General features: G+C 48.0%; 11 protein-coding genes. 5 read left to right on the top strand and 6 right to left on the bottom strand.

Annotated elements, in window-relative coordinates:
• The first annotated feature begins 262 nt into the window (after positions 1-262).
• Positions 263-697, top strand: coding sequence for a hypothetical protein (locus tag H6750_11545; GenBank protein ID MCB9774942.1), 435 nt, complete (start codon positions 263-265; stop codon positions 695-697).
• Between the two features lie 104 nt (positions 698-801).
• On the opposite strand, the gene H6750_11540 is transcribed toward H6750_11545, so the two are convergent.
• From H6750_11540 to H6750_11530, 3 genes are all read right to left on the bottom strand, one after another.
• Positions 802-1,491, bottom strand: a complete 690-nt coding sequence (locus H6750_11540) for a TIGR04211 family SH3 domain-containing protein (protein MCB9774941.1) — start codon at positions 1,489-1,491, stop codon at positions 802-804.
• 648 nt (positions 1,492-2,139) lie between these two features.
• Positions 2,140-2,736 (bottom strand): cytochrome P460 family protein, encoded by a 597-nt coding sequence (locus H6750_11535; GenBank protein MCB9774940.1) that lies wholly within the window; start codon positions 2,734-2,736, stop codon positions 2,140-2,142.
• 83 nt (positions 2,737-2,819) lie between these two features.
• Positions 2,820-3,281 (bottom strand): YHS domain-containing protein, encoded by a 462-nt coding sequence (locus tag H6750_11530; protein ID MCB9774939.1) that lies wholly within the window; start codon positions 3,279-3,281, stop codon positions 2,820-2,822.
• 240 nt (positions 3,282-3,521) lie between these two features.
• Here H6750_11530 and H6750_11525 point away from each other — a divergent pair, with 240 nt between their 5' ends.
• From H6750_11525 to H6750_11510, 4 genes are all read left to right on the top strand, one after another.
• Positions 3,522-4,118, top strand: coding sequence for a TetR/AcrR family transcriptional regulator (locus H6750_11525; GenBank protein ID MCB9774938.1), 597 nt, complete (start codon positions 3,522-3,524; stop codon positions 4,116-4,118).
• Positions 4,119-5,305: 1,187 nt separating this feature from the next.
• Positions 5,306-6,256 carry an acyl-CoA desaturase gene (locus H6750_11520; protein ID MCB9774937.1) on the top strand — a complete coding sequence of 317 codons (951 nt, stop codon included), beginning with the start codon at positions 5,306-5,308 and terminating at the stop codon, positions 6,254-6,256.
• Positions 6,257-6,461: 205 nt separating this feature from the next.
• Positions 6,462-7,484, top strand: coding sequence for a hypothetical protein (locus tag H6750_11515; GenBank protein ID MCB9774936.1), 1,023 nt, complete (start codon positions 6,462-6,464; stop codon positions 7,482-7,484).
• Between the two features lie 783 nt (positions 7,485-8,267).
• Entirely contained in the window at positions 8,268-9,161 is an 894-nt protein-coding gene (locus H6750_11510) for a hypothetical protein (protein ID MCB9774935.1), read from the top strand.
• Positions 9,162-9,413: 252 nt separating this feature from the next.
• Here H6750_11510 and H6750_11505 read toward each other — a convergent pair whose 3' ends face one another.
• The 3 genes from H6750_11505 to H6750_11495 all read right to left on the bottom strand — a co-directional run bounded on the left by H6750_11505 (position 9,414) and on the right by H6750_11495 (position 13,255).
• Positions 9,414-11,006, bottom strand: coding sequence for a hypothetical protein (locus H6750_11505; protein MCB9774934.1), 1,593 nt, complete (start codon positions 11,004-11,006; stop codon positions 9,414-9,416).
• Positions 11,007-11,556: 550 nt separating this feature from the next.
• Positions 11,557-12,549, bottom strand: coding sequence for a UbiA prenyltransferase family protein (locus H6750_11500; GenBank protein MCB9774933.1), 993 nt, complete (start codon positions 12,547-12,549; stop codon positions 11,557-11,559).
• Positions 12,524-13,255 (bottom strand): HAD family hydrolase, encoded by a 732-nt coding sequence (locus H6750_11495; GenBank protein MCB9774932.1) that lies wholly within the window; start codon positions 13,253-13,255, stop codon positions 12,524-12,526. The genes H6750_11500 and H6750_11495 overlap by 26 nt, the downstream gene beginning before the upstream one ends.
• Positions 13,256-13,318 lie beyond the last annotated feature (63 nt).

Below are 13,318 nucleotides of genomic sequence, written 5' to 3'. Positions count from 1 at the left end.
TGGTGAATTTGAAATGGAAGTTTAAGGAGACGGACCAACATGACCTGGAGACTGTGTTCAGTTTGTGCCTTGAGTCTTGAGAGACAAAAAACAGAAAAAATGTCTCCCGAAGTCAATTTCACTCCAGAATTCAGATAGGTAGAATAACTCTGTATTGAGGGATGCGCTCAAATCCCCATCAACCCAAATTATGAAACAATCTTTTGTAGGCTAGAGAGCATACACTCTACACAACCTATTCACATTTACTCTGGAGGGCCTTATGCAAAAGATTGCTGCAATTTTCGCGATAGCAGCTCTGATAACCGGTCTGAGCGGATGCAGTTATGTTTTCTATCCGCGTGCGGATGAATTTGCCCAAAAAGCGAAAGGGGCCACCAGCGTCGAAACGGTACTGAATCTCACCACCATGATGGAAGCCAGTGCGGAAGCCGCGAAAGGTGGAACAGGGTCCGATCAGCCATTGGAAGACCTGCACAATCAAATTCATGCTTTCGACAATTCATTGTGTTGTGTGGACGAGGCCAAACGGGAAACACCGGCCTACGCTCTCGCGGTGACCCATAACAAGGAGCTGTGGGCCATCTTTAAACGGCTTTGGAAGTTCAGGGATATACAACCCCAACGGGATGAGCACCTCGCCTTATTTAAGACTGAGGTCCAGGAACTCCGTGCGACCCTTGAGGCATTGCAATAATCGGACGGCGTGGATTGACCGGACAGGGCTGAATCGAGTGTGCGTGCGAGAGAGGTGCCCGAGGGAACACAGACCTTTTGGCAGGGGTTCTTTACGATTGGCCCTTACGAATAACGGGAATAACTCGCTGCCTGTCGGGGCCGTGCTTTGAGAATGACTCCGATTAACAGACCGATGAGTACCAGAGCTCCCCCATACAGTAGCCATTTGAGTTGTAAGTTTTCTTCAAGTTGCCTGGCTTTAGCGGATAATTCTTCAACCTGGCCGGCTAAAAGTGTATTTTGCTGAACAAGTTCGATGTTACGTGCATGCTCGTTGATGGCATCGCCCGATATGCGTTTCAGTTCCGCGAGTTCTTTCGACAGGGATTGCACCTGCAAATTGAGTGTCCGGTTGTTGGCGTCGGTTTCTTTGTGCTCAGCCTGAATGCTCGCACGTGCCTCCCGTTCTTTTTCGATTTCAGCTTTAAGACTTTGTAGGCGCTTCTCGGCTGCGGCCAGCTTGACCCGGGCAATGGGTTCCCCGATGAGGTACTGAGACGTGACCCAGCCCTCCATCCCATCCGTGGTCCGAACCTGGGTAAACCCGGCCTCCTCGTCTATCGCGAGAATGGTCAGTTGGGTCCCGCTTGGCAGGCCACGGTGGAGGATGCGATGGGCAGTTGTGGGCCCACTGCGTAGCGGCACAGTTACCACGTCCGAGATGTAATTCACGTCTCCGACCGCCGCCAATGGCTGTGTGGTCAATCCCAACCAGGAGAAGGAAAAAAAGACCAGATAAGTTAAAAATTTCAAAACGTTTAACCTCCTCATGGTGTTACGCATTTCGAGAAAGGAGTTCTTTGGACAAAAGGTAAAATGTCGTATTCACAGGGAATAGGATATACACAGACCCTAGAGGGCAAACCGATAAGTAGCAAAGGAGCCGTAAGGTGTCAATGACACCAAAAATTTGGCTCATGAAAATGGAGACTTAATAAGGTTACTTTCGGTATTGACTCACTAGTGAATCCCTTTTCTGCCCAGGTATATGGCAGACCCGGGAACGTTCCCTCACAGGGGCCTGAAGAAGGTGGTGGAGCAGGGTAGGATACAATGAAACGCTTAACCACAGACTTGATCGCCAACTCCGGTGATCATATGACCAGCGCCTGTCAATAAGCTAACCGGCCTGACATGCTGACCCATGAACGGACCCTGGTTGAGCCATTCAAGATGGTCTGCCCCTCCACAATATGCTTCAGAAGGATTCAACCTACACAATTGGGTGGAAATGACTTTGCATCCTTTGTCCGAATGAAACAAACCCCGGCTTTCGAACCGAACCCGGTTCGCAACCCGAAGTCAAATAAAAATCCTTGGCGAAAAGGGCAAATCTCCGGTAAGTGAAACTCTTTACGAGACAGTGCAAATGGGTTGGATCTTCCGATTTAAGTTGCTCGGTCATTTCCTTTGAAGCACAGGATAACCAAATGAGTAAATCCATTTATCCGCCTCAACCGCATTTTTCCGTGCCACCTCTCTGGCCGGGGTATGACACGGAAGACAATCAATTTTGTAATCCTTAGACACCGTGTGTTGAGGATCATCCGGATTAAAGAGGGACCAACCCCAACCATCTCCCCATAAGCTGGATTCTGTAAATCGCCCCTTCGTATCCCTGACCAACACAAACCAGCCTTTAATGGTGGTCGCGTGACCAACTGCCGGCCCGGTGGTCATCGGCATGGTGTCGGCGTTTAGGAGTTCTTTCACCAACACTGCTCCGTCTGGAAACCGGTTTTTCTCGTTGTAATACTTGATTGTGTCCGGCTGGGTATACACGACGTGGTATTCCTGCAAACCCGGCGCACCTTCCACCTTGGCATGGGCCCATGTACCAAGCGTGGGCCATTCCCGGTAATTTGCGGGCACACTGATGGTTCCGGTTTTTGGGTCAACGTTGGGGGCAAAAGGCTTTCCCTCATTTGTCATCGCCCATCCTGCCAAACTTCCCAATCCCAGTATGAGTATCGTTCCTATGGTGACAAACTGCTTCATAGATTTCTCCTTACAACATTGTTACTTTAAAAAAATGGCCGAGGCCCGTCTCATAAACCGCGACGGACCTCGGCCGACCTCCGTTATAAATCCGACGGCGCTTTATCTTTGATTTCTTTCCAATTAGCCTCAGACTTTTTGAGATAACCCGGAATATCCTTGGCCCATTTGCTTTGGATATCCCGATCCAGGTTCAAATACAGTCTCCCCTGAACGATCTTCCACGCTTCAGGATCGGACACGAATTTCTTCCCGACCGCCACACCATAGGCACAATATCCACCGTAGGCCGGCACATACTTCCCGGGGTCGGCCTCGAACATTTCTTTGTGCTCTTTGGTAGCAAAGGCGTAGGTCACTCCCTTGTGCTCGACCACATGGTAACCGGAGCCCCTCATCGGTTTGCCATCCGTAAAGTATGCAACCGGATCATACCCGCTGATTCCCGGAGTGCTATTGGTGACATCCCCCGCGAGGACCGGTGTCGCCGCGAGGGCCAGAGACATGACCAACAGGGAACTTAAGATTGTCTTCATCAATTTCATGATGGATCTCCTTTTTGAAGATAGAATGGTTAGTAAATCGTAGTATACAGATCTGTATCCTTTATGGATTCTAGTCATCTCAGTTCTTGTTTCGTTACACTTATTTTTCAGTCGCGCTACCACTGCAGAAACCATTCAAGCCATTGGGATAGAAACACCACAAAGACAGATGTCGATCAGAGTCATTTATGGATCCCCAAAAATTACAAAAAATATCGATAGACCTGCAGGTCTAGTAAAATGAAACAAGAAAGAGCCCGACCCTCAAAGCGGGAGCAACTCATCCAGACAGCCGTGACCTTATTTGCACAAAACGGGATTCACGCCACAGGGATCGATACGATTGTTGAACACTCGGGGGTGACAAAAAAAACCTTGTATGCGCACTTCCGCTCAAAAGAGGAATTGGTGCTCGCGGCATTACGACACTATGACGAACAGTTTAGAAATTCGTTCTGGCGGCAGGTGGAGACCAAGGCCCGCACTCCCAAAACCCGCTTACTGGCCATTTTCGATGTGGCCGAAACCTGGTTCTCGCAACAGAGTTTTTATGGGTGCCTGTTCATCAATGCCGTTGGTGAGCATTCCGCCCCGGACACCTCACTGCGGTACGTCTGCAGAGATTTCAAGCGGATGATGACGGAATTTATGCTCAACCTATGCATGCAGGTGGGAGCGCGGAATCCTCGGCAGTTAGCCGAAGAACTCTCGCTCTTATTGGAAGGTGCAATCGTGACCGCCCAGGTATCACAAAAACCTGACGCAGCCAAAATTGCCAAACGGGTCGCAGCAGTGCTGATCAAACAACAGCATCCACATGATACTCCTCAAACATAGAATCATATGTCCAGGTGGATGATTGGATACCCCCAATTGTTTTGATGATCATTACTCGGAAAAATAATTTTAGGCATGTTCAGCTCCCGGTCGGTTGGCATCGCTGACCACTCATGTGAACTATGTAATTTCGGTCACGATTGAATGGTGGATCCGCGCCGCACCTTTTATCAAAAGCCATGGGCCTCAAGGTCCTGGACGGCTAACAGGAGGAGCTACGATATTATTCTCCCCCACTTGAATATTATTCAGTCGGCATCAGTATATGGCGGAAGGGTTGCAGCGGGGACCATCCTGGTTTTATTGGCTTGGCTAGTTGTTCCCCCCCCCACAAGATCAACCCAGGGATTGGCTTCTTGTGATTCAGGAAATTTCCCACTACACGATGAGCGACCTATTTTGATTGCATTTTTGCCTCATCCACAGTCTCCAGGACATCCTGGTATGGGCGAAGTTCCGGTTTACACAGATAATAAATGAGAATTTTCATAGCTGCCCAAAATTATTGTCACGGAAAACAAATTGGTAAATTTGGGGGTGTTTTTGTTAGCCTTTCCAAATACATACAAATCATTAGGTGCTAACAGGAGCAGTAGCATGCTTCGTGGGCTTGTCTTTTACTTTTCCAGTTAAATATTTAGTCCTTTCTCCAATTAAATAATCATTTTCTGGCATTCATTCCATTGCTTCGAGGGACCTACCAGTGTCAAACCAATGCATCTGAGCGTTTAATCTATCAATAGACCCAGATTGCCTGCCGCATCCATAACAACATGCCAAGCCTCGAAACCAATGACCTTCCATAGCCAATCAGCAAAAAATGAAGGGATTTTAGTTCTGAAAAAATTTTTTATGGCTAGGAACATTCCTCACTTTCCGTATCACCATGATGGATACTTGAGTCAGCCTTTTTTTAAGGGTTCTTTTAGAATATCCAGCCTCCCATCACATCCCAAAAGGCATGCACCAGGTAAAATTGTATTTGCCAGAAGGTCTCCTTCTGGTTTACTTTGTAGAGTTTGAATATTTCCCCCTTATCTTAAGAAAGTTGAGGATCTCCGTTTTTCATAAAGGCCTCGATGAAGTTTTGTGAATCGTAAGTTATAGATATCTCGGAATTCCCTACACATGAGAGAGGAGCGCTAAGGATGCCAGAAATCCAGAGGATCATATTGGGCCCATGGAAAATGCTAAAGTCCCTGTTTGACACCCAAGAAGCGACAGCACTGGCTTCCCATAAAAATGGGCGAGAGATAGACCTGGTGCGAACGATCCCATTTTTGGCCCTACATATTGCCGTCCTCGCAGTCTTTTGGGTGGGCTGGAGTCCTATCGCGATCGCGGTTGCCGTCTCCTTGTATATAGTACGAATGTTCGCCATTACCGGCTTTTATCACCGCTACTTCTCACACCGAACCTTTCGCACCTCACGAGGGATGCAGTTTCTGTTTGCCTGTCTTGGGGCCAGCGCGGCCCAACGAGGTCCTTTATGGTGGGCTGCTAATCATCGCCACCATCATGCCAATTCGGACAAACCGGCAGATGTCCACTCTCCTGTCATCCGCGGGCTCTGGTGGAGCCATGTCGGTTGGTTTTTAACCCATGATCAACTCGCAACAAAGTTGAACCGCATCAAAGATTTCGCGCGATATCCGGAATTACGATTTCTCAATCGTTTCGACACCCTTGTGCCGATCGGACTGGCAGTCATGCTCTTTTTCTTGGGGAAATGGCTCGGCAGCGCCTATCCGGATCTGGGAACAAGTGGCTGGCAAATGCTAGTGTGGGGCTTCGTGATTTCGACCGTTGTCCTCTGGCACGGCACTTTCACCATCAATTCACTTTCCCATCTTTTTGGTACCCGACGCTATCCAACCTCAGACCATAGCCGGAACAACTTCCTTCTGGCCATCATCACTCTAGGTGAAGGATGGCACAATAATCATCATCAATATTGCAGCTCTGCCCGGCAAGGATTTCGATGGTGGGAAATCGATGTCACCTATTACCTGCTGGAAGTGCTCCAACTTTTCGGGATCATTTGGGATATTCGTCCAGTCCCCGCTTGGGTACTGAATCACCCAAGCCTTGATCAAGTGGACCAGGATACTGATTCAGCCGAGAAGATGGCGATGTAAATACACCATCAGCCCCATGGATGAACTTTCAAGGAGTCCCACCATTAAACCATGCCTTTTTTAATTTTACGGTTCCATGCCTTCCTCTTCTTACTCTCCCGCATCTCACAAGCCAGAAACTCCTCATTATCATGAGGGATGCACCCACTTGGAAGGGTGATGTATGATAAAATCGTTGGCTCATGATGCTTTGTGAGGTACGAACATGTTTCGCACTTGCGTCTCCCTCATCACGATAGTCTTTATACCCCTATCTACTCTTCTCCTCGGTTATCAAACAGGCTGGCCCTTTTCCATAATTGAGCCAAAAGAGCACACGGTTCACCAGTCAGGCGATCATATCCCGGTCGCCATGGATCTAGAGGGTCTTCCCGGAGTCACCAAGGTGAACTACTATTTGTATGGTGAATTTGACGATATGCTGCGAGAATTGGTCGAGGAAAAATTAGCCCTTGTCGCCACGGCGAAAAACAATCCTTCCTTTGGCGGGAAAATCCCCGTCCCCGAAGAAACGATGGGCACGTATCGGCTTCTAGCTGTGGCCGAACAGGGTGGAAGGCAATCACAACATGAATCCTTAGCCATCTTCGATGAAATCCTGATTCAAATTGAGCCAAATGCTGCACTTCTGGAGATTGACTTTCAAACGGACAAGCCTCTGAGATTGGGACGAGCCAGCGGAACTCGTGTGTATGACCAAGTGGACTTTCTCGGAAAAACCTTTGAATTACCAGTGATTGGGCGATTCTCAGATGGAATTTCCCGTTCCCTTCGGGCACAAAGCACAGGAACCACCTATCAGTCTGGAAACGAAAAAATCATTTCTGTCAACCCAAATGGGGTGGTCCGGCTGGTGGGAAATGGGGAAACCGCACTTACCGTAAAAAACCGCAATCAAGAGGCCACCCTCGGCATCCTGGTTGAGGTGAACGATGAACCAAACCAGCCACCGGTCTCGGATCCCGGCAAAACGCAAACGGTCCTTTCGGGAACACGAGTCCTCTTGAATGGCTTAAGGAGTTATGATCCCGACGGCGGCTCCCTCCAGTACCACTGGGAACAAGTACGAGGAAGTAAAGTTCCTTTGCTTGACCCGTATTCCGCACAAGCCAAATTTTTGGCCCCCTTTGTAGTCGAAGAACGCCTCTTCCGCTTCACGCTCAGAGTTACGGACATTCAAGGTGCCGACAGTTTACCTGCCTTTGTCGATATCATCATTACGCCCTAGCGGAGGCACAGCATAGAACCTGCAGCGCGAGTCAGAAGCCACAAGAAGCCAGAGGTAGACGCTCCTTTCCCTTATCACCCCTGAATCCACTCTCACTAGGCGACCTCCAGCAACCTCCCAATGCCGCAGAATTCGCCTTTTCTGGTCGGAATCAATACAGCCGGGCGGGAGTCAAGCCCGTGATAAATTTTTTTAAAACTGCAGAACCAGACTTTCTTGCAACAGGTTCCCAAGTTTGTACACATGCGCTATGAGGACGGAATCGCAAACATTAAGCTTGGTTCTCCATTTTCAAACAAAACCAAGAGAGCCGCATAAAGTTCCCTGCAATAATCTCTTAAGAAACCTTGAAACAATGCCCGTCGATGACAAAGCTCAAAAATTTATAATCTTTACATCCCATAAAGAAGATAGGCCCAGGAAGAAACAAACCTCCTAACGGAAGCAGACTAGAGGCCGTTCGAAAAAAAAGGTGAATGGAGCGAAAGATTTTATCCTAATCCCCCAATTTTTGTAAGGTTTCATCGCAGGGGCAAGTTAGTTGATTATGCGAATAAAGAGTGCAGAAACCTCTTTCTCTATTGAAAACCAAAAGTTTGAGTCCTCGTTCACAACTTCGCATAAGTATATGGAATGCATAGCAAATAAACTCACGTGGCAAGATTCGACTCACAAAGGCAGGGAAATCAACGACTGCCCTTCGAATGAATGAGAAGGAGATGCCAATGTCCATATTCAGGATTGTGGGAGAACGTCCTGGTTCTGTTGTCCCTGATGGCACTCATGATTCTGAGCGCTTGCCTGGGAAAATTTGAAACGAAAGCCACATTGACCGAACCATGTCGACTGGATTGGCAAGAGCAGGTGGGCCTCTCCGAAGCAGCTTTTCCTGATTCAACTTTCAACCATGGGCTCTCGGTCTTGGTATTTAATATTCATGACCGCCTTCTTTCCGACTCATTCTTCTCGAGTGAGGCCCATACTGAAGAAGAGGTCACATGCATTGGAGATCTAGCCTCCAAGTTTGATCTTGTGCTGTTTCAAGAAGCCTTTGTCCGTCCGGCACAACTCGCCCGATACACCACACATGTCTGGGCAAATCACCCATGGTTCACCGAAGGCGGCGGGGCTGACTGGTGGCCCCTTCGAACCATGTGTACCATATGCTTGAGTCCCGGACTCCTGATGCTCGCTCGCGAACAACCTGAGTCTATCCATTCGGAACCCTATGAGGCCTTTGCAGGTTGGAATACCGACCTGAATAAAGCCGATGATTTCTTTTCGAAGGGATTTCAGCTTGTTAAATTCCCATCATTCTGGGTACTGAATAGTCATATGGACGCGGGTCGAGGTGAGGCCAGCATTGAGGCCAGGGCCCTACAATTTAGGCAGATTACAACAGGCATTAGGCGGTTCGTTTCTCCTGACGCACCATTGCTGGTCGGGATGGACGCGAATCTTCGCCCAGACCAAGAGAAACGCGATGCAGAGATTTTGGAAGAATTTCTTAAAGCGAATGCCCTGACCCTTGTTCAACAAAGCGGCCCGGATTTGATTGCCGTCAGAGGAATTCGCACCGACCACCCTAAATCACTCCCATTCAAAGGCATCCTCAGCGATCACAATGCCCTGTCCGTCATAATTTACCCACCATCCGGATCAGAGTCACAAGAATAATCAGATTCCTATTTATGTTCCGGCGATTTGACCGGTCACCTCAATCCAGTCCGCCGGCAGCGATTTCAATCAGGTGATGACGAAGTGTATGGAGTTATGCATGAAGGCAGGGTGCCGAATTCCCAAAAATACACAGAAAGATCTCCCACTCTCAGTGAAATGTCAGATCCTGGCTATCCCAGCTGCTCAAGATCTTGAAGTCCCCAACATTGCTAAACAAGCTGCAGAAAAACAACCGCTTAATCCGCAAAATTATATTTTTGTATTGATGTAGACTTTTACTCCAGGATCGAAATCCCTTCCGAGAGAATCGAACATTTTTTCATCCAGGCTGATGAAACTCTTATCATTATGAAGATTTTCATCTGCCAAAGTCCCCCGGTCAACGATGATAATTTTGGCAAGAGACGATTCCACCTCTTCGACAGTCTGAGACCGCTTTGACCTACCATGATAGGGCACTTGCATCAGAAAGGCGGTATAGGAATCAATATTTTCCAAATCGCTTGTCGAAGCAATTGGGCCACTGATATGAAGGGCGTTCAATTTTTCCTTCAAGATTTTTGCCGCCTGATAGCTGGGTCTCTCCGGAAAGAAGGGTTGGTTAGCGAGGGGAAAGAGAAAAGATAAGGAAACAAGGGACAATGCCATAATATGAAGGATTTTCTCCTGACCGGACCGACGCTTGGCCAGATACCCCACAAAGCCTAAACTCCCGACAAGAAGAAACGGGTAGACGGAATAATAATATCGCCTTTCTCCCCCATAACCCGGCAAATAGATCACCACAAGACACCCAATAATTATCGCTGCCCATCGCCAGCGATCCGACTGCATATTCTGTCTCCATGGAGCATGAACCAAGAATCCAAATATGACCGAAACCAGCCCGATACCAAGCCAGTCAAAGTTCTTCAGCAGACGTATAGTTTTCATCACATTACCATAGACGATTCGCAATTGATGGCGAAAATTTTCTGTGCTTTCGAGGGGGGACCAGTGCGAGTACTTTTTCGAAATTGGATCCTCCCAGGACGAAAGTCGGCCCTGTTCAGGAATTACAAAGTCCGAAAAAGTTGGATGTCCCCGCCGGATACCAGCCGGACCCATGACGGCATGACTAATTCCGGCACTTGTCGAAAACGTCGGTCTTTCATACTTGAGGGACAGGACCAAAATCCAAGGCCCGGCAATAAGCATTAACCCAAAAAAGGTAATCGCGGCGCTACGTAGAGCATGCATCGGACTGGTCTGCTGGGAAACGACCCACAACGCCCCTACCGCCACGATCAAAATAAATGCAAATGGCAACCCAGGCGCTTTTGCTAAATAGGCAGCTCCAAATAATAGCCCGGCAGAAAATTGGACAGATGGCTTATCGCACCATTCAGGATGCACAGTTCGGCTTATGGCCAGACAAAGAATGCCACTCATCAGGAGGTCCGGAGTGATCCCTTGAACCGCCCAGTGGACACTAAAAAAGGTAACGATCCCGAGAGCGACTAGGACCGCGGAGGACCCGATCCCCAAAACCCGGAAGATCGCCATACAGCCAAAAAGGTAAACAATCGCCGATAGTGCCATGGCCATCTGCGCAGCCGATAACGGTTCTTCCACAAAGCCGAGCAACGGCACAATAATCCAGCTCAACATGGGCCCCCAATATCCGGAAACCGCTAGATCGAACTGTCCGGAAGCATAATATTGGGCAATGCGAATATAGGAAATTCCATCAGTGCTAATCCAATCCTGATTGACCCAACCAGCCCAAATCAGCAACCCGATCTGAAGAATAAAAAAGCCGAACATGGCTCTGGAGAAATCTGGCCGATTCATTTCACCCATTAGGCGTAACCCTTTCCAGAAGGATTCCTTGGGAAACAAACGGTTATCAAATCGGAGCTTCCTCTTCTTTCAAATAAGATAGGTAATCTTCCACTTAGGAATTTCATCATTTTAATTTCCCTCTCACACTCATTCATAATCAGAACTCCGGATGTCTCCGAACGCCGGCAAGACGATCCATCACGAAAGGGCTCAATGTTCGAAGGCCGTGATTTCCTCATGCTTGAATCCTAACATTCAAAAACCCTTCACAATTTGGTCAAGTGTTGAGGGCAGAGTCGTCCCAACAGGAGGCAATTCTCCGCGATAGCGAAGAGACCATCTCATCCATGCCTGAATATCTTTCCAGAGAGGCCGTCCCCTCTTTTAACATCTTTTATGTTCCTCACCCGTGGTCATGCAGGTTACAGCATGTTGTTTAATTCCTCGGAATCCCTGCTTAAGACTGAAGGAATCTTTGGTGGTTGTTTTGTCCTTCGCCTCACGAAAATACACACAAGCCCAAATTTCGAACACCCTGGAATCATTTGGATGGGGGAGATGACCGCACTTACTTTCCACCAATGGTCCAAAGAGGTGGAATGATGGCTGGATTCACATTAAACAACTCATACAAAAACGGGATCTCAGAAAACATGAGCAGGAGAAAGAGCAATGTGCTCAATACAACATACAGAACAAACCCACCTTCCTTGTATAATTTTTCTGGATTTTGAACGGGGCTATCCTCCAGCAAACCAACTTTAAGATAATACGTCAAAAACCCCGCACCTATAGGGACAAAGAGAATTAGCTCCATGTGATACCGGACCAGAAATATTCCAGACACAAAGGAACAGGCCATCGCATAAAAAAACATACTCAGCAATAGACGATTTTCTGTGTAATACCCGAATGACTTTCGATACCCCTGGGCACGTATCGGATCACCAATACGTCGATACTCGGCAAATCGCTTGGTGGCCATGAAAAATGCGCCGACCATCCAGTATGCCAACACCAGGGAAAGTGGGGGAATGCTATTGGTGACAAGTGCAAACCAACCAAGCAATAATCGAATCGGATTATTCAGCGCTTCAGAAAGAACATCTAAATAAGGTAGTTCTTTCGTCCGTATCGGAGGGATATTGTAAATAAGACCGCTCAACAAAAAAACCAGGGCTGTGAACCCAAAATACGCATTGAGAGAAAAGGCGAGAATCATCCCTGAAGCCCCTAGTAAAAACCACTCCATCCAGGCCCATCCTGTTTTAACCTTCCCAGAAGGAACGGGGCGGTCCTTTTTCACTGGATGGAGACGGTCATAAGGCGCATCAAGAAGCTCGTTCACCACATAATTACTGGAGGCAATCAAACAGGTAGCTGCCACAGCCAGAAGCAAAGGAGGAAGACTAGCCCAGGCAAAAAGTTCCGGCTCATAAAACAGGGCCAGCACGATACCCAGAATCATAAAGACATTTTTAAACCAATGGTCGATCCGAGCAATCTGGACATAAGGCCAGAGTACCGGAAAAAAGTTAGATGGTTGTTGAGTGGATAACATCGGAAAGACCTCTAAAATTAGTAATCGAACGATATTCTGTTTTTGCACTAGCGTCAAACGCGCGAGGCGCTCTGCGCGAAAATATAACGTAAGGCATGCCGGCAGCTTCGGCGCCACACGCATCGACCTCATACCGATCACCGACATATAACACTTCCCGGGGATCAAGATTCCAGAGGCGACAGGCATAGAGAAACCCCTTGGGATTAGGTTTGAAGGCATTAATTTCCGGATCCGTGGCGCATAATTCCACCGTTAACGGAGCGTGAATCCCTAAACCTTGCAATTTTTCTCTTACAGGGTAATCAGAAAAGACTCCCATGCGCAGACCCCTCTCAGCCCCTAACTGAAAAAATTCTTTCACCCCACGACGCCGACAGATCCTGAGATATTTCAAAGGACGACGGAACATCCATTCCCTTACCACTATTTCCACCTCACTGGGACTCTCACTAACTCGTTCGGCAACAAGGGAATATTGCAAACTCTCCAATGGGGCATCGGGATCTTTCATGGTTCGTAACTCCTCACGGCTTTCCCGAAAACATTTTAAAATTCTCCAGACGCGCAGAGCTTCCCGAATAGAACCTAATCCAAACGGAGCAGCAGACAACTCAAAGGCCATCAGGGCACGAAGAGACTGCTGGTGATAGAGCGTCCCATCAATATCGAGTAAAACGGCACAAATCTGGTGAGCTCCTTTCATGACACAGCCTACTCCTCAAAATCGGGAAAATGGGTATTCAAAAATTAGGGCTCAAACGTTTGT

It is taken from the genome of Nitrospiraceae bacterium (assembly GCA_020632595.1).
GTDB lineage: Bacteria > Nitrospirota > Nitrospiria > Nitrospirales > UBA8639 > Nitrospira_E.
The sequence above is the reverse complement of the archived record's forward strand: the minus strand, read 5'-3'. Positions and strand labels throughout refer to the sequence as shown.

Coding starts and splice junctions, on each gene's coding strand:
- H6750_11525 (MCB9774938.1), top strand. CDS start 3,522: ATGAAACAAGAAAGAGCCCGACCCTCAAAGCGGGAGCAACTCATCCAG.
- H6750_11515 (MCB9774936.1), top strand. CDS start 6,462: ATGTTTCGCACTTGCGTCTCCCTCATCACGATAGTCTTTATACCCCTA.
- H6750_11505 (MCB9774934.1), bottom strand. CDS start 11,006: ATGGGTGAAATGAATCGGCCAGATTTCTCCAGAGCCATGTTCGGCTTT.
- H6750_11545 (MCB9774942.1), top strand. CDS start 263: ATGCAAAAGATTGCTGCAATTTTCGCGATAGCAGCTCTGATAACCGGT.
- H6750_11535 (MCB9774940.1), bottom strand. CDS start 2,736: ATGAAGCAGTTTGTCACCATAGGAACGATACTCATACTGGGATTGGGA.
- H6750_11510 (MCB9774935.1), top strand. CDS start 8,268: ATGATTCTGAGCGCTTGCCTGGGAAAATTTGAAACGAAAGCCACATTG.
- H6750_11530 (MCB9774939.1), bottom strand. CDS start 3,281: ATGAAATTGATGAAGACAATCTTAAGTTCCCTGTTGGTCATGTCTCTG.
- H6750_11520 (MCB9774937.1), top strand. CDS start 5,306: ATGCTAAAGTCCCTGTTTGACACCCAAGAAGCGACAGCACTGGCTTCC.
- H6750_11500 (MCB9774933.1), bottom strand. CDS start 12,549: ATGTTATCCACTCAACAACCATCTAACTTTTTTCCGGTACTCTGGCCT.
- H6750_11495 (MCB9774932.1), bottom strand. CDS start 13,255: ATGAAAGGAGCTCACCAGATTTGTGCCGTTTTACTCGATATTGATGGG.